Source organism: Leisingera sp. CC-HEC096 (assembly GCF_059429235.1).
Genome location: NZ_JCAIJS010000004.1, coordinates 44,855 through 62,204 on the forward strand (window position 1 = coordinate 44,855; position 17,350 = coordinate 62,204).

Here is a 17,350-nt window from a genome sequence, read left to right on the forward strand (position 1 = left end):
ACAGCCCTGCCCGGTCTTGGCCCGCCCGGATTTTGGCAAGGCTCATCGGATCACCCCCCGGCTGCAACGGTGATATGCGTGCCGGCCCCGAACAGGCTGTCGTAATCGGCGATGGATGCCAGCGCCCCGTCCTCCAGCGTCAGGATGATGTCGCAGTCGCGCACCGTCGTGTGCCGGTGGGCCACCATGATCAGCGTCTGCGAGCCCGCCAGCTTGGAGATCTCCGCCATCACCTGCGCCTCGGTGGCGTTGTCGAGGGCACTGGTCGCCTCGTCGAACACGATGACTCCCGGCTCGGGGTAAAGGGCGCGGGCAATGCTCAGGCGCTGCCGCTGGCCGCCGGACAGCCGCACCCCGCGCTCTCCGACAAAGGTTTCGTAGCCATCGGGCAGCTCGTTGAGGATGAAATCGTCGATCTGCGCCATGCGCGCCGCAGCCTGCAGTTTCCCGGCATCAATATCCGCTTCGGGGACGCCAAAGGCGATATTCTGCGCCACCGTGGCATCGCTCAGGTAGATGTCCTGCTGGACATAGCCGACATTTGCGCGCCAGGACCGGATTTCGCTGTGCGACAGCCTGCGGCCGTCAATCCGGATTTCACCGCTGTCCGGTTCCAGCAGTCCCAGGATCAGATCCATCAGGGTTGTCTTGCCGGCCCCTGTCCGGCCGACAATGCCCACGGACATGCCCGCTGCAATCGTGAAGGTCACGTTTTTCAGGCTGTCTTCCTCCGCGCCGGGATAGCGGAAGGACACATCCTTGAACTCGATGCTCTCGCGGAAGCGCATGGGAACAACCGCGCTGGGCAAGGGCGGCAGGTCTTCCGCACTCTTGAAATCCTCCAGGATGGAGTTCGCGGAGGCGCTGCTCAGCCGCAGGGAAACAGAGGCGTTATAGCCCCGCTGGAACGCCGGCATCATGCGGTAAAGCGCCAGGACAAACACCCCGAGCGTCGGCAGCATACTGGCCATCGCGGCGCTGCCGGTGCCGCCGCTGCGGGCGGACAGAAACAGGGTCAGCAGCACAGTGCCGCCGATCGCCACGGATTCGATGATGTGCCGCGGCGCCATCCGGACGGTGTTGGACAGCGCAGTCGCATTGGCATAGCCGGACGACGGCTCCGAATACCGTTCCACCAAGTTCCGCTCCCGGTTCAGCAGCCGGACCTGTTTGCCGCCGATCAGCGCCTCCATTGCCAGCCGGTGCCGTTTGCGGTTGGTGCTGAGGATAGTCAGGCCGAGCCGGGTTGAGATCCGGCGCACGGACAGCAGCATCACCGCATAAAGCCCTGAGAATGTCCCCATCGCTAGCAGGGTGACCGACGGGTTGATCACCAGCAGCAGCGCCACCAGGAAGAACAATGTCACGGCCGAGACCACAAACTCTGAAAACGCCCGGAAGATCTGCGAGACGATGCGGGCCGTCTCCGACAGCATATTCGCCACAAGCTCGCTGCTGTTGCGCAGCAGCATGAACGGATAGGGCTGCTTGAGATAAGCCGTCAGCAGGCGTTTCGACAGGCTGTGAATGCGCCCTTCCAGCCAGCGGTTGGCGACATAGACGGTCAGTATCTTCAACCCCGCGGTGGCGATGAGCATGACGAAGAACACGCTGCCCAGCACAAAAATGAACTCATCGGCGCTGCTGAAACCGCCCTTTGTGTAGACGTATGACAAGTAGCTGTTTGACTGAATGAGCCCGGGTTCGCCGAGCACCTTGAGAAAGGGGAAGATCATTGCAACGCCCACCATGTCCGCAAATCCGCTCAGGATAATGAGCGGCATGATGAGCATCGCCGTCTTGCGCTCCGCCGGCGTGAGCAGGCGCAGGGCCAGCTTCAGGCTTTTCATGACGGCCTCCGGCAATGTGCGGAAATGCGCCTCCGGCGCGGGGCGGAATTGCCGGGAACATGCGGCGGCCGCGGCCGCCCTGTTTTCTGAAAGACGCCGGCAGGGCGCGCCATGGCCGCCCCGCTCAGCTTCACTGAAACCAATACCAAATCACAATGCACAAGACTGCTTTCGTTACAGGCGCGGCGGCCAGCCAAACACGATCTTGATTGTTGCAACTAATACGAAAAGATCCAGCCGCCACCCCATGTTGCGGACATAGTGGGCGTCCAGCTCGAGTTTCTCCCGGGCCATCTCGATGCAATCCGTGTAGCCCTGGGTCACTTGCGCATAGCCGCTCATGCCCGGCTTGACCGTTTCGCGGATGTCATATCCGGGAATGGCCTGCCGGTAGGTTTCAGCAAAAGAGAAGATTTCAGGCCTCGGGCCGATCAGGCTCATCTGCCCCATCAGAACATTCAGGATCTGCGGCAGCTCATCGAGCTTGGTGTCGCGCATCCAGTGCCCCAGAGGGGTGATGCGGGATGTCTCCAAAGGATCATCCGCCCCCCGGCAGCCTGCGCCGCTGCGGGTCATGGTGCGGAACTTGATCATTGTGAACCCCTGCCTGTTGCGGCCGCAGCGCTGCTGCAGGAAGAACAGCCGCCCCGGGTTCCGGAAGGGGTTCAGGCACAGCAGAACACAGCAAATCCCAAGCAGCAGCGGCAGGGAAGCCAGGCTGATCAGGATATCCGCCGCACGTTTGGAAATCAGGTAGGCGCGCCGTTTCGCTGCGCGGGTGAACGCCCCCGAAAGATTTTCCCCCTCTCCGCCAGGGTAATAATACCTCTTGGCGGCGACCTTTAACATAACACCATTTTTCATTTAACTTGTAACCGTCTACTAAACCCAAACAGGGAGAGCACAGAAACCGGCTGCCCGAAACAAATAATCCAGCCCTGAAAACAGGCGGGATGGGCGTTTGAATCTGTGAAAATCAGTCCCCCCAGACCCCTCACATGCGGCCTTTGGAACACACTGCAAGCAGGCCGCGGTACAAGTATGCCGTCCGGCCGCCGTTCTGCCAAGGTAAAATTTTAGGAATATCTGCTGAAAACCGCGCCGGAAAATTTAAACGGCGCCGGCTTAATTGGTTTCCCCAGAAATACGCCCGCGCGCCCTTGAAGGCATTGATTTTATTGAAACAAATTTACCCATGAAAAGCACGGCGAAAAACAGAGGGATTGAAATGAGAAAGCCAATTGCAACCGAAAATATAAATGTTAATTCTAAAAACAACCAAAGGAAAAATGCGGAAATCCACATTGCGCAAACTGATATAAAGAACGAAGGAATCGCCATGCTGGACCTTGAATCTGGAGCATATGGCATACTGTTATTCCGGCATGGCTTGCGGCGCTAGGGGCTCGCAGGGGTTTGCGGAGAAATAACGGCCGGCTCCCGCAGGCCCCGTGCCGCCGTCCTTTCTTGTGCAGAGCACGGCTGCGCTCTGGTCTTTCATGCGCCGCCCCGCGGGCAGCTGCGGTGCAGGAACGTGCCCTGCACCGCATTGTTGTCAGACGAGCAGGAACTCGTCGCTCAGCGCCGCGCTGCCAGTGGTGATGGCCAGATCGCTGATGGTGCCGTCAAAGGCATCGCGGAAGCCCGCTTCGCCCGATTTACTGGCCCAGCCGTTGGCGCCGACTTGCAGGTGCTCAACGTTGTCGAGCCAATCGAACTCGAAGTCCGCCTCTCCGGCCAGCTCCCCGTTCAGCCGCAGCGCAACCTTGCCGCCGCCGAAGCTGGCGCTGACGGAATAGTCGGTGTCCGCCTCAATGCCGGTGACTTCGAAGGTTTCCGACGCATTGCCTTCCTGGAACCGCACAAAAAGCGAGCCATTGCTGATGTAGCTGGTGAAATGCCCGTCATCGACATCGGCGCCATAGGCATCTTTTGAGACCAGCCCCTGGCGACCGCTGACGGTATCAGCATTGAAGATGAAGGAGATCTCGGCGGCTTCAGCCTGCAGGGCCTGGTCCGGCGCAAACTCCAGCACCGAGCCCTTCGTGCCGTCGAACTCCACCGGGCCATCCAGCTCGAAGACGTCGGAAAGCGCAGGCAGGCTGGAGCCCGGCTGCTGGCTGCCCGTATCCTCCACGGAAGAGTCCGTGCCGGTCCCGGTTTCACCGCCGCCGGCCGCTGCGGTGTTGAATCCTTCGGTGATCCCGACGTTCGAGATGGTTCCGTCAAAGGCATTCCGGAAACCGGCCTCGCCGGACGCGCTGGCCCAGCCGTTTGCACCGATCTGCAGGAATTCGTTGTTGTCCAGCCAGTCCACGTCAAAGGCGGCAGTGCTGGCCAGCTCACCATTGACCCACAGGGACACCTGGCCGTCGCCAAAGCTGGTGCGCACGTCATAGTCCTTGTGCGCCTCAATGCCTTCCATCTTGAGCGTCTTGGAGGCCGCCCCTTCCTGGTAACGGACGTGCAAGGTGCCGTCCTTGATGTAGGAGGTGAAATGGCCGTCGTTCACGGTTGTGCCGCGGGCATCCTTGGACACAAGCCCCTGGGTGCCGCTGACCTTGTCCGCATTGAACTCAAAGGAAATCGTTGCGGCTTGGGCCTTTGTGCCGGCGGACGGCGCCACCTCGATCACATTGGCGGCCGTTCCGTTGAACTCCATTGCGCCCGAACGCTGGAACAGCAGTTCCCCGCTTCCGGCCGGGACGGAAGTGTCTTCCTCCGGGGCCGGCTCGGGCTCAGGTTCAGGAGCGGGCTCGGGCTCAGGCGCAGGTGTTGTGCCGCCGCCGGACCCGCCGCCTGCAACCGGGCCGGCAGAACCGGACCACAGCTCGCTGGCGGACAGTTTCCGCGCCGCGCCGGTGGTTTCAATGTCGCCGCCGATATTGGTGCCGGAAAGGCTGGGGCCTTCGGCACCGAGGAAACGCATCTCGCCGACGTTTCCGAGCAGAGAAACCCCTTCCCAGGTGATGTCGTAGCCGTCCTTGATCAGGAAGGCGCCTGTATAGGTGGAGGCGTTGTTTTCGAAGATCGTGTCGCTGACATGGATGTCATGCGGCATCATATGCCCGTTGCTTTCGGTCAGCAGGCCGTTGCGGTTGAGCACGGTGACAACAACCCCGTTAGGGCTGTCGATGAACTCGCTGCCTGCAATGCGGATGTTGCTGTTTTGCTTGCTGGGGTCGAAATCGGAGCTGATATAGTACAGGCTCTTGATGTCAATGCCGCTGACGCCGTTGTCGTAGAACACCGTATTCAGGACCTTGCCGTCTTTGAAGCCGCCCGCCGAGTCAATCCCGTCGCGGTGGTTGCCCTCAAAGAAGCTGCCGGACACTGTCATCCGCTCGGGGCCGTCGCCGGTGGGGGTGGCGGTGGTCTTGATGCCGTCGCCCAGCGAGTTCTTAAAGTGGCTGCCGGTCACCGTGGCGTCATCGCCGCCCACGATGCGGACCTGATAGAAGCCGCCCTCAAAGGCGGTGCCGTCCAGGGTGAACCGGTCGCCGTTCTGCACATCGATGTGCATCGAGACATTGCCGGAAAACGCGCTGTTCTCGACGCTCACCCCATCGCCGTCGACGACCAGGACGCGCTTGGTGTGGTAATCGGTGCCCGACACCGGGTTGGCGCCGCGGTAGCCGGTCTGGGGCGCGTTCACCACGTCGAAGGTGACATTGTCCACCGTGACCCCGCTGGACAGGATGAACAGCGCCGAGGTGTCGGTGGCCGAGGTGGTGCGCACATCCAGGCCCGCGCCCTGCTCGGCGGTCAGCGTGAAGTTCTCCGGCAGCCGCAGGTTCGACCCCGAGATCTTGAAGGTGTCTTCAAGAACCAGCGTATCCCCGGCTTTGAACTTGTTGCTCGACAGCAGCGACGCAAACGCGCTGGAGACATCCTGACCCGCGGACCAGCCGAGGTCAGACGAATGCCAAACGGTCATGTGATTTCCTTTCACTGGCGATCAGCCGCGCAGCGGTGCGGCCGACACTCTTACATTGCGAAACAGCACTGACCGGAGGCGGGTCATGAAGACGGGCCTGAAGCACCGGGGGAGATCCCGGGCGCCGCAGATATCTCTGTTCCCTCACCGCCGGACAGCGAACTGGTAAAACCTGGCAGCGACCTAATTGCCGCCGCCCCGTGCGGAAACCCCCGATCAGATCCGGGCGGGAAGCCGGCTTATTTCAGCCGCTCGCCCCGTAAACCGTCCGCAAATAACCGCGCAACGGCAGGAACCCGCTCAAGGGCAGGCGTTGAAAGTCTGGGAAAAAGCGGGGCTGTTATGTAACAGTGGAGCGGGTGTATCCTGCCTCGCGTCACACCAGTGGACGCGGGGCTTAAGGCAACAGAGCAAGCAAAAACCCTGCACGCAAAACTGCTTGGCCGTTGTTCGGCAGAGATCGGCGTCCGGCCCACAAGACAAAGATCCGCAATTGCGAATCGCAGCTTTTCAGGCCGCATGTCTCCCGCACCGCCGATGCTGAAACTCTGCCTCTGCAATTCTGGAACAGAAAACCTGCCGGCATTGGCGGTCCGCAGCAGGCCTAACCCTAGCAGGCTGCTGAAGAAGTCGGCTCTCGACGCGGTCTGAGGAACATGATTCACCCTCAGCACAACTTCGGCGGGGTGTGATGATGCGCGGGACGGATGAAGCGAGCGGATCGCTTTTCAGCTATGTCGATCTGGAAGAGCGCATCCCCGCGCGGCACCCGCTCCGCAAGATCAGGCAGGTAGTCAACGACGCGCTGGCCAGCCTGGATGCCGATTTCGAGGCGCTTTACACTGGTTTCGGCCACCCCTCGATCCCGCCGGAGCGGCTGATCAGGGCGAGCCTGCTGCAAATCCTGTTTTCGGTCCGCTCCGAGCGGCAACTGATGGAGCAGATGCAATATAACCTGCTGTTCCGCTGGTTTGTCGGCCTCGGGATCGATGACCCTGTTTGGGTTCCCACCGTCTTCACCAAGAACCGCGACCGGCTGCTGACAGCCGATATGTCGCACAAGGTGATGGCGGCGATCCTGGCGCATCACGAGGTCGCGCCACTCCTGTCGACGACCACTTTTCGGTCGATGGCACGCTCATAAAGGCCTGGGCGTCGATGAAGAGTTTCCAGCCGAAGGCAGCGGGCACACCGCCCGGCGATGATGGGCCGGAAGACCCGCCTTCGACATGCATTACCCCTGCCGCACAGCCCATCCGACCCGAAACCGAGACCGATCAAATGCCCCGCTCCAACCGCCGCAGCCGAAACCCCGAGGTCAACTTCAAGGGCGAGAAACGTTCGAATGCGCCCCATGCTTCTGTCAGTGACCCGGACGCACGGCTCTACAAGAAATCTCCCGGCACGGGGGCAATGCTGTGCTTCATGGGGCATGCGCTGATGGAAAACCGGCACGGACTGGTTGTTCAAGGCGACCTGACCCGCGCTGACGGCCGCGCGGAACGCAGGGCCGCGCTGGACATGTTGCACCGCCGCTCCCCCGGATCGACCCGGCAGCTGACCTTGGGTGCCGACAAGGGATACGATGCGGCCGAATTCGTCGCGGATCTCCGCCAGGCCTGCGTCACCCCGCACGTCGCCATGAAGGCGCGGCATTCAGCAATCGACGGGCGCACAACCCGGCACAAAGGCTATGCCCTGTCCCAGAAGCACCGCAAGCGGATCGAGGAGGCGTTTGGTCGGGCTAAGACCGCTGGCGGCATGTCCCAGACTGTCCATCGCGGCGTCGAACGGGTGCGGTCGCGTTTCATCCTGACGCTCGCCGCTGGAAATCTCGCCCGGCTGCCCCGCTTGCTGGCGGCATGAGGCTGTATGAGGTGACCACAAGCCTGCTTCCAGCCGCCCGATCCGGAAGGGAGACAAGAGAGCCCCCTCAGAGAGAACAGCGTCCCGCTGGCCTGACTACTTCAGCGGCCTGCTAGACCGCGGGCTTCTTCAAGCGTTGCTGCACCCGCTGTTTCTTGCGGACCTGCGCCTTCAGTTTCAGTCGCTGTGTTGTCAAAAACAACAGGGCTGACAACCGCTCTGGTGTGGTCAGGCCCGGGGTCAGGCAAAGGGAGTTCAGATATTCCCGTGACAGTCGGCGTGCGGGGCGCGGATCCGCTACTGCATCCGGGTCAAACCATTTTGCCACCGCATCCGGCGTTTTGTTGGCCCGCTGCGATCCATCCTTATGCAGCCTGCGCTGAAACTGCGGCGGGCCATTCAGCCGGACGATATGCCCCAGCAGGGCGCATTCGGCCAGCAGAACGTAGTCCGAAGCGATATAGCTGCCGATCAGGCGCGTGCGGGCGAGCATGTCCCGGCGGAACATCCCGAAAACCGAGGTCACGATCGCCAGCTGGTCCAGCGTTTCATAAAGCCGCCGGGCCGGTGTGCGGGCGGAGGTCTCCACGCATGACGGCACCTCGGTGTCAATTTCCTGTTCGGCTTCGTCGATATATCTGAATGACGGGTAGACCAGGACTGCCCCGTCACCATGCTGTTCGAACCCCTGCAGGCAGGTCGGCAGAAACGAGGGGCCCAGAACGTCATCATGGGCCAGCCAGTTGAAATATTCGCCGCGGGCCAGATGGAATGTGTAATTGTAGTTCTTGGCAGCGCCGATGTTCCGGGGCTGCCTGACATACAGGATCCGCGGATCCGCCTTCGCATAGCGGCGGCAGATCGCCTCTGTTGAATCGGTCGAGGCATTGTCGGAAATAATGAGTTCAAAATCCTCGAAATCCTGATTTAAGGCCGATTGAATAGCCTGTTCAAGGAAGTTTTCGCCATTGTAGACAGGCAATCCGATGCTGCACACTGGCGGTCCGGAAAATTGTGTCATCTAACCACTCGCTCACCGTTTATCATTTCGGAATAGTATCATATCCGCGCAAAACCGCATCTGCTGTATCTTGTAGAGGCAGACTGAAGTGTTCCAGGAATTCGGACGGCCACACTTGACCTGGATCTCCTCCAGCTTTGTGCAGTGTCCGCCCAATCCGATGGATGTACAGATGAAGACAGGCGCTTGGAAGCGCTGCGGGATCAGCCAAGGCTCGTTCCACAAATACATGAAAAAGTATGACAGCATGGCCCCCTCTGGCGCCGGCGGCTGTGCGATCTTGAAGCACCGGCCGTCAAGCCGGTGAAGCTTTTGGCCAAGCAGACGCTGGGCACCGCCATGCTTCGGCACGTGAACTCAAAAGCGGTAGCGCCCAATACCAAGCGGAAGACGGTTGCAAAAGAGCGCCGCCGGTTCGGGCAACTATGCCACGCGGTTAAAGTGCCGTTTCGCAGTCAATTACGCGCATAAATCACCAAGCTTCCGAACTTTCGTGCTATCCACACGGTCAGTGGTGCAAATAGATGCCACTGTGCTAACCTGCCTAGTTCGGGGCGCCCCCGGTCAGTAAGCCGGTATCCCATATACGCCGCTTCGCGATGCTCGACACGTCCAAAATTTTTTCCAAATACGTTCTGAACATCGCGCCAGCCCAAGTAAAACGTGTTTTCGTTAAGCCATTCATTGAAAAACCGGGCCCATTGCCGGCGGGTTCGTTTTCCTTTCAGCCGCCCGATTCCCATGCAGCGGAACATCAGCAGCCATACTTCGCGCATGAACGATTTCGGGAACCAGTGGGCAAAAAGTACGTTGGAATGCCCCTCTCGGATCGCTCCCTGATAAGGAAACGTGCATATGAGTGTTCCCCCCGGTTTCAGCACCCGTGCGATTTCACTTAGCAGAGGGTTTAGGTCGGGTACATGCTCAAAAACTTGGTTCGACAGCACAATATCGAAGCTATCATCGGAAAACGGAAAATGCAGCCCATCATACTCCAGGACCGTGTCGCCGAGCAGGCCGCGCTCCTGTAATACGCCCCTGATAGTCGTGCCGCTACCGGCGCCGAAATACTCTATTCCGCGTGCTGCCCAGCCATCTTCTGCAGCGAGACGGACCATATCTCCCTTACCGCAGCCGACATCCAGTAAAGTGCCTCTCTCCGGCTTCTCCACGCCCGCGGCAGCAACGAGGAATCTGTAATTTACGTGCATAATACTCTGCCTCCAAGAAAAGTAACAAACAGCCGGGATGTCTCAGACACGCTTTTCCAAACCAAAATGCCTCGCTTTGTTAGCACTTACAACTTTTGGCTACCGGCCTTGCATGAAGCGGCCGCACGATGCCCCGAATACCCCATCTAAGCCTATGCATTATAACAGGCTGTTTCTTCGCAACCCTTTCCGGGCAATCGGCCTGCCCAGCCTTTGAAACGGTTTTTCAAAATAGAAATAGCTCAGATGAGCAAGCCCATAGAGTGTTACGATATAGAGCGCAAAAGGCAGCAAACGTTCACCAACCGGCAGCAGGTATGTAACCCCCCAAACCTTATTGAAGAGATATTGCAGGGGTACGTGGATGAGATACAGCCCATAGGACAGATTACCAGTGTAGATCATAAAACGGGTGCTCAACGGTGCTACTAGCCATCGCCGCCCTTCCAGAACGCACAGTATGACCGCCCCGGAACCGTAGGTCATCACCGCATATGTCAATAGCGGCCGCCCTGCTCCCTCTGCGTTGACCGAAAAAGAGGCAGCGAAATTCTGAAGGATGCCACCCGGTGTCCAGCTTTCCGCTCCAAGAATTATCCAGACTAATGAAGAGCCAAAGACTGCAAGCAACAGCCAGGGCGCATGCAACTGCCTTTGCCGGATCCGTGCCTCGTTCAGCGCGATGAATGCACCGATAGAAAAGGCGTCGAAATGGCTAAGAGAGAACTGATAAACCAGCTCTCCCGAACCCGGCGTCCCAAAGTACGCTGCAATGCCGACCCTCACCAGCGGCGAAATGACCACACACGCGAACAAAAAAAATGTCAGCCAGCGTCGGCTGAGGTATAGGAACACAAGCGGCATAAGAATATAGAAATGCTCCTCGATCGAAAGACTCCAGAAATGGTCAAAGATCAGGTTGACCTCGTATCCGGGCGTCATTCGATAAAAATTTACCGTCGCTGTGGCCAACGCCACGAAGGTCATGCGCAGCTCCCAAAGGCGTTCACCACTCGGATCCTCGAGTATAAGGATCACGATTCCCGCTAAGACGACGGCAAAATAGAGTGGCAGGATTCGCAGAGCTCTGCGGCGGTAAAATATTCCAAGCTTTGAGGAACTCAGATTGTCGGCCTTATCTAAACTGATCAATGACCGGGTGATCACAAATCCCGAAATGACGAAAAAAACCCAGACACCCGACCAGCCTAAAAAAAGAAAAGACCAGTGGAACAAAATAACAAAAATAGCCGCAACAGCACGCAGCCCCTGAATCGCTTCGATCTTGTCAGGCGCCAATTCTTGAACTCCCCCAAATAACCGCGGCAGCCCAAGCAAAAGTTCCGCCCCTTCATGGTTGCCAACATCACTCATTAAACACAGGCGGTGCTATCAGGGTGGTATCAAGAGACTGATCAGTCAAGTAAAGCTGTCATGCAACGTCAGCCATGAGCTCCCCTCTGAATGGACCGCATCGCGCGCGGGCACGGCCTGCCCAGAGATGTATCTGGTAACTCCAGGCGCCCTCGATTAGCCCGCGCCGGGCCAAACCGCTGCCTGCCTTGGCCATCCCGCCACGGCGCACGCTTGACCTGCAGGAGTGTTCGGACGGGGTGAGACCGAGACAGGTCATCAGCTGGCCCAGGCTTTAGAACCGAGTGAAGTCGCCACCCTCCGCCATCACCGTGACCGCAACGATGAGCGCGACCCCGCGTGCCGCCTCCACCACCGGGGGCGGGTTTCCAGCTGGGAAGCAATTCGGCGATCCGGGCAGAGAGCCTTGCAACTGCAACCCTGCAACAGAAAACGGGCCCCGAAAGGCCCGTTTCCCTGAAACCATGCCCGCGCCCGCGGCGCGGCAAAGCTCTTAGTTGGTGGTGGTGGTGGTGGTGGTGGTGCCGACTTCGTCGTCGTCGTTAGCGACCACGCCCAGCACAACCAGGCCTGCAACCACGCCTGCAACGGCGCCGGCGCTCAGGCCGCCGGCAACGCCCATGCCCATGCCGCCGGAGCCGCCGGCGCCAGCGCCGGTTTCCGCGCCGGGAGCCGGGGCCTGCTGAGCGGACACGGCGGTTGCCGAAGCCAGTGCGGCCAGGGTCAGGGCAGTCAGAAGATTTTTCATTTTCAAACTCCTTTGGAGAACTGTGGAAAGGTGCGTTGAGGCGACCTTATGGGAGGCTGTTGTCCATTTCAACGCATGGAATAGCTGCAAAACTCTTGAAATCCGGTTTGCGCCGCGAATTTTTTCCGCCCGTTGCCGCAAAGCCGCGGGAAGCGGGCGGAAAATGGCGCCGCATCAGAGCCGCAGCTGGCGGATTTTTACATAACCCGTCTCCGGCCCGGCCCATTGCCGCGATTGCCAGATCTGATTGCGCCCGGGGCGGGAATCAACCCAGTAGTCGTTGACCACCACCCCGCCGCTGCCTTCGCAACGCTCCTGCAGATGGCGGGCGGGATGGGTGATTTCGACGATCTCCACCGGCGCCGGGCCCAGGTCGTGCAGGCTGCAGGCCATGTTCAGCACCGCCTGGCCGTTGCCGTTTGCCCGCACCGTATAACGCCGGGCGCCGCCATGCGCCGGGCCTGCCACCCCGTCTGCGGCCGGCACCTGCGCCGACAACAGCCCGCCGCCCAGGCCGCGGGTGGCAATCACCATGCCGTTGCGCAGGGCGACCGACACATTGTCCAGGGTGCGCCAGACCTCGATCTGCCCGGGGCGGCTGTCGCGGCGCTGCAGGGCCCGGGTCAGATAGGCCCTGGCCCCGCGGTTCTCGATGACGACCTCGATATAGGCCTGGGTCTGCTGGTCCAAGAGCGCCCGGGTCAGCTCGGCCGCCGGCGGCGGCGGATTGCGGCGGCGGCTGATCAGATCCCCCACCGCCTGCGCCACCTCCAGCTCTGCCGGGGTCTTTTCCGGCCCCCTGCTGCAGCCCGCCAGCAGCAGCGCCGCCGCGGCCAGGGCGGCGGCGGTGAAACGGATCATGCTCATTCCCAGAACCTCGCGCGCTGTTCTTCCAGGCTCTTGCGGTGGGCCTCGCGCACCGATCCATAGAGCCGGTCCGGCACCGTCACCCGCTGGCCGCCGTCGCGCTGGGTCGGGCGGATGGTCAGCCCGAAGCCCGAGCGGGACGGTTTGCCCAAGAGCCAGTCCACCGGGATGTGGAAGCGGAACCCCTTGTCAAAGGAGCCCTCGCCGAAGTCCTCGGACGAAACGTTGGTGAGGGTAAAGAAGCCGCCGACCATGAAGCCGTTGTCGAACTCGCGGGTGAGGCTGAAGGTGCCGCCGTAATCGCCCGCCAGGTAGCGGCCGGCATCAATCTGCATCAGATAGCCCTTGGGCAGTTCGTAATAGGCCGAGGCATGGCCGGTGAAGGTGCGGTAGTCGCGGAAGCCGAAGCGCTGGTCGAAGTCGCGCTGCACCACGTAATTGGCCTCCAGCCCCAGGCCGAGGCGGCTGTTCACCGGCTTCCACAGCACCTCGCCCGAGACGCCGCCGTACATGCTTTCGAACAGGCCCGTGGTGGCGCGGGCATAGAGGTTGCGCCCGGGCTTCCACAGGCGGCTGAGATAGAGGTTTTCCAGGGTGGTGCCGAACTGCGCGTATTCCACCTGGTCGGTGCGCACATGCGGCAGCACCGAGTTGGAGGCGCGTCCGTTCTTCACATTGCCCCAGATGCGCTGGCGGATGGTGCCGGCGATGCGCCAGCCCGGCGCGGGCGAATAGGAGGCGGCGAAATCAAGCCCTGCATCCAGCCGGAACGGCTGCTCCGGGTCGAAATAGGCCGGTTTGGTATAGGGGCTGACCGAGGTGGCAAAGGCCGGGTACAGCTCGCCCGAGAAGATCGCGTCTTCCGGCAGCGGCCCGGCATCCTGCACCCCGGCGGCGGCAAACAGCGCGTCCGGCGCCTCCGGATCGAACTCCAGCGCCTCCAGATCGGAGCGGCGGATCTCGATCGCCGCAAGGCCGAGGCCGCGGCGCACCGGCACCAGGCGGAAGGTCTCCACCGACGGCGGCAGCGTCTGGGCCAGGGCGCGGGCGGCGCGGCCCGCCGCCTGCGAGGCCGAGCGGTAGCGGGAATTGCGGTAGCGCAGCTCGGCCGTGGTGCCGGTAAAGGTGATCGCCTCCAGCACCAGCCCGTCCGCCTTCAGCGCCTCAGCCGCCAAGTCGCGGATCTGGCGGGTCTTGGTTTCGCTGGCGGCCCAGTCCTGGCGCCAGTGGCTGTCCTGCGTCGCCCATTGGGTGCGCGGGATGACGGGATGCGGCGCGGGCACCGCCATCGGGGTCGGCGGCTGGTTCGGGTTGAGCTGGATCTGCGCGGTAAAGCCGATCTCCGAGCCGTAGAGGTAATAGGCGCCCAGGCGCAGCCGGTCGGAATACTGGTATTCCACCCCGTAGTTGAGCGAGGATTTGCGCTCGAACACGTCGGAGACCTCGGTTTCGGTCTCATAGGCGTCGGTGGAATATTCCGCCTTCAGGCTCCAGCGCGCATCGGGCTGCCATTCAAAGCCGGCAAAGGGCGCCACATCGCCGCGGAACCACTGGTCGGTGGCCAGCTTGCCGCCGGTGCTGCCGCCGACAAAAGAGGGGCGGGTGCCGCCGGTCGCGCCGATGGCGCCGTGGCTGCCCAGCCGCCCCCAGCCCAACCCGGCGGTGAGCTTCAGCCGCCCGGGCGCGCGGCCCCAGCCCAGGGCGGCGGCCTCGAACCGCTTGGTGGCGGCAAAATATTCCGCCGCATAGACACCGGTGCCGGCAAAGTCCTGCAGCCCCAGGGTGACCTCCGGCAGCCAGCGCCGCTCGCGCCACAGCCGCGCGCGCACGTCAAAGCCGCGGTCGTAATAGGTGTCAAAGCCGAACAGGCCGAGGTCCTGGATGCCGTTGTAGCGGAATGAGGCGCTGAGCCAGGGCAGCGCCTGGAAGGTGATGTTGTAGCGCGAGGTGCCGCCGAACCAGGAATAGGTGACCGCATACTGGCCGTCGGGCAGCATTTCGGCGCTTGGCATGTCGATGATGCCGGGGCTGCCATAGAAGTTGAGGCTGGGCGGCGGCAGCGGTTTCAGGCGCGGCGCCGCCGCCTCGGTGCCCGGTGCGGCGCCATGGCCTGCGCGGGTGATCTCCGGCCCCAGCGCCAGGCCCGGCTGGGCCGCCAGGCACAGCACCGCGGCCGGTGCGGCCAGCGATTTGGCCCGGAATTTGGCCTGATAGTCAGCCAGCGGCCCGGTCCTGTGCAGAAGGGTCTTGATCGCGGTCACGGGAAACCTGCCTTTTGGAACTGCCTGTGCCGGGTCTCACTGCCCCGGCCTTCTCACCTGCTGCCCTGCTTAGAGCATGGATGGCGGGGGCGGATCAATTGCCGCGTCGCCCGGCGGCAGCGGTTTCGCCGCCAGTGCAGCCGCAAGGCCGCACCGGGGCCGCATGGTGGCCGGACCCGGGCCGGATATACGGCTCTGAATATTGGGACTTTTTCAGGCTCAGGAGCTTTTGCGGCCCGCCTCCGGCGGCTGGCAATAGCCCTCGACCCAGCGCTGGATCACCCGCCGCGCCGCCGCCTCGTCACCGGCCGCCACCGCCTGGCGCAGGCTGCGCAGGAAGCCGGCCACCTCGATCTCCGACAGCACGGTTTCGCGGGCGCAGAAGATCTTCTGGTGGCGGGTATGGACCAGCTCCTCGCTCAGGGTCAGCTCCTCCTCCATCTTCTCGCCGGGGCGCAGCCCGATGATCTCGATGGCGATATCGCCCTCCGGGTTTTCGGCGTCGCGCACGCTGTGGCCGGCGCTTTCGATCACTTGGCGGGCCAGCTGCAGGATCGGCACCGGCTCGCCCATGTCCAGCACGAAGACCTCGCCGCCCTGGGCCATGTCGCCCGCCTGCAAAACCAGCTGCACCGCCTCGCTGATGGTCATGAAGAAGCGGCGCACGTTGGGGTCGGTGACGGTGACCGGGCCGCCGCGGCTGATCTGCTCCTGGAACAGCGGCACCACCGAGCCGCTTGATCCCAGCACATTGCCGAAGCGCACCATCGTGAACACGGTTTTCTGCCCGTGTTTCTGCCCGTGGCGGGTGGCCAGGTCCTGCACGATCAGCTCCGCCATCCGCTTGGAGGCGCCCATCACATTGGCCGGATTCACCGCCTTGTCCGAGGAAATCAGGATGAAGCGTTCGACCCCTGCCCTTGCGGCGGCGCGCGCCAGGGTCTGGGTGCCGAACACGTTGTTGGCCAGGCCCGGCAGCGGGTTCGCCTCGACCAGCGGCACATGTTTATAAGCGGCAGCATGCAGCAGCACCTGCACCCCGTGCTTGTTCAGCACCATCCGCACCTGGCGCGGATCGGTGACCGAGCCCAGCACCGGCACCAGTTCGATGCCCGCCGCCTCGGCCAGGGGGCCAAGCTCCTGATGCACGGTATAAAGCGCCAGTTCGCTCAGTTCGAACAGCACCAGTTTTTCCGGGCGGCAGGCCAGCACCTGACGGCACAGTTCCGAGCCGATCGAGCCGCCGGCGCCGGAGACCAGCACTGTCTTGCCCTGATAGGAGCCCGCCGCCTCCTTCAGCGGCACGTCGCGGGCGGCCCGGCCCAGGAACGCCTGCGGCGCCACCGGTGTCAGCTTGTCGACCAGCGCCTCCTCTCCGATCAGCTGGGCAAAGGAGGGCAGCGCCTGCACCTCCAGCCCCAGCTGCTGCAGCCGCTGGGTGATCTGCGCCTGGCGCGGCTGGGTTTGCGAAGGCATCGCCAAAAGCACCCGGCGGATCTGGCGCGACTGCACGATCTCGCCGATCCGGGCCGGGGCAAACACCGGCAGCCCGACCAGGGTCAGCCCCTGCAGGGAGGAATTGTCATCGGCAAAAGCGACCGGATCGATGCCGTCATGCGCCTTCAGCGCCTGCGCCAGCTGGGTGCCGGTATTGCCGGCCCCGTAGATCAGCACCCGGCAGCGCGGATTGGCGCGGCGGTAGATCATCAGCACTAGCTGCAGCATTGCCGCGCGCGTCACCACCATGGACAGGAAATAGCAGATCGCAAACACCACATGGGTGCCGGGCGGCAGGGCCGACCCGAAGACGGCCGTCAGCAGCGCCAGCCCCAGCGCAGTGCCGCCTGCCAAGAGCGCGCTTTGTACCGCAGCGTGGCGCTCATAGGCGTTGAGCTGCACATACGGCAGCCCCAGCCACAGGGCCATCACAGCGGCGGCGGCCAGCACATAGGGCAGCACCGGCATCAGCGACACCAGGGTGGTCAGCGCCGGATCCGGCAGCGGCTGCACCTGCAGGGTGAACAGCAGCGCCAGCGGCAGCAGTGCCAGGTCCACAGCCAGGAAGACATAGGATTTCTGCCGGCGCGACAACGCACTGATCAGATTATACATGTTTTCCTGCCCTCGAATGCCCGCATTCTTGTCCTGTTATATCCATTTGCCCCCCCGGGGCAGCGCCTCCACTGCCGGATAGCATAAAAACCCTAAAGCAAAT

The 17,350-nt window shown here is 62.2% G+C and carries 12 protein-coding genes and 1 pseudogene; 2 read left to right on the forward strand and 11 right to left on the reverse strand.

Going from position 1 to position 17,350, the window contains the following annotated elements:
- Positions 1-50: 50 nt before the first annotated feature.
- Positions 51-1,850 (reverse strand): ABC transporter ATP-binding protein, encoded by a 1,800-nt coding sequence (locus AC5STI_RS19920; RefSeq protein ID WP_495448001.1) that lies wholly within the window; start codon positions 1,848-1,850, stop codon positions 51-53.
- A gap of 174 nt (positions 1,851-2,024) precedes the next feature.
- Entirely contained in the window at positions 2,025-2,699 is a 675-nt protein-coding gene (locus AC5STI_RS19925) for a sugar transferase (RefSeq protein WP_495448002.1), read from the reverse strand.
- 346 nt (positions 2,700-3,045) lie between these two features.
- On the opposite strand from AC5STI_RS19925, the gene AC5STI_RS19930 reads away from it, so the two are divergent.
- On the forward strand, positions 3,046-3,252 hold the full coding sequence (locus AC5STI_RS19930; RefSeq protein ID WP_495448003.1) for a hypothetical protein: 207 nt from the start codon (positions 3,046-3,048) through the stop codon (positions 3,250-3,252).
- Positions 3,253-3,405: 153 nt separating this feature from the next.
- Here AC5STI_RS19930 and AC5STI_RS19935 read toward each other — a convergent pair whose 3' ends face one another.
- The gene (locus AC5STI_RS19935) at positions 3,406-5,787 is read right to left on the reverse strand and encodes a right-handed parallel beta-helix repeat-containing protein (RefSeq protein ID WP_495448004.1); all 2,382 of its coding nucleotides are present in this window, start codon (positions 5,785-5,787) and stop codon (positions 3,406-3,408) included.
- Between the two features lie 694 nt (positions 5,788-6,481).
- On the opposite strand from AC5STI_RS19935, the pseudogene AC5STI_RS19940 reads away from it, so the two are divergent.
- Positions 6,482-7,653, forward strand: a pseudogene (locus tag AC5STI_RS19940) (IS5 family transposase).
- A 112-nt stretch (positions 7,654-7,765) separates the two neighbouring features.
- Here AC5STI_RS19940 and AC5STI_RS19945 read toward each other — a convergent pair.
- The 8 genes from AC5STI_RS19945 to AC5STI_RS19980 all read right to left on the reverse strand — a co-directional run bounded on the left by AC5STI_RS19945 (position 7,766) and on the right by AC5STI_RS19980 (position 17,247).
- On the reverse strand, positions 7,766-8,635 hold the full coding sequence (locus tag AC5STI_RS19945) for a glycosyltransferase family 2 protein (RefSeq protein ID WP_495448005.1): 870 nt from the start codon (positions 8,633-8,635) through the stop codon (positions 7,766-7,768).
- 494 nt (positions 8,636-9,129) lie between these two features.
- On the reverse strand, positions 9,130-9,885 hold the full coding sequence (locus AC5STI_RS19950; RefSeq protein ID WP_495448006.1) for a class I SAM-dependent methyltransferase: 756 nt from the start codon (positions 9,883-9,885) through the stop codon (positions 9,130-9,132).
- A gap of 159 nt (positions 9,886-10,044) precedes the next feature.
- Positions 10,045-11,259 (reverse strand): acyltransferase family protein, encoded by a 1,215-nt coding sequence (locus tag AC5STI_RS19955; RefSeq protein ID WP_495448007.1) that lies wholly within the window; start codon positions 11,257-11,259, stop codon positions 10,045-10,047.
- Between the two features lie 58 nt (positions 11,260-11,317).
- Positions 11,318-11,518: a hypothetical protein gene (locus AC5STI_RS19960; protein ID WP_495448008.1), complete on the reverse strand. Its 201-nt coding sequence runs from the start codon at positions 11,516-11,518 to the stop codon at positions 11,318-11,320.
- Between the two features lie 234 nt (positions 11,519-11,752).
- On the reverse strand, positions 11,753-12,007 hold the full coding sequence (locus AC5STI_RS19965) for a hypothetical protein (protein WP_495448009.1): 255 nt from the start codon (positions 12,005-12,007) through the stop codon (positions 11,753-11,755).
- Positions 12,008-12,181: 174 nt separating this feature from the next.
- Entirely contained in the window at positions 12,182-12,868 is a 687-nt protein-coding gene (locus tag AC5STI_RS19970; protein ID WP_475046097.1) for a YjbF family lipoprotein, read from the reverse strand.
- Between the two features lie 2 nt (positions 12,869-12,870).
- Complete coding sequence (locus AC5STI_RS19975) at positions 12,871-15,135, reverse strand: YjbH domain-containing protein (RefSeq protein WP_495448010.1); 2,265 nt, start codon at positions 15,133-15,135, stop codon at positions 12,871-12,873.
- A 219-nt stretch (positions 15,136-15,354) separates the two neighbouring features.
- A complete protein-coding gene (locus tag AC5STI_RS19980) occupies positions 15,355-17,247 on the reverse strand; it encodes a polysaccharide biosynthesis protein (RefSeq protein ID WP_495448011.1) in 1,893 nt (630 codons plus the stop codon).
- Positions 17,248-17,350 lie beyond the last annotated feature (103 nt).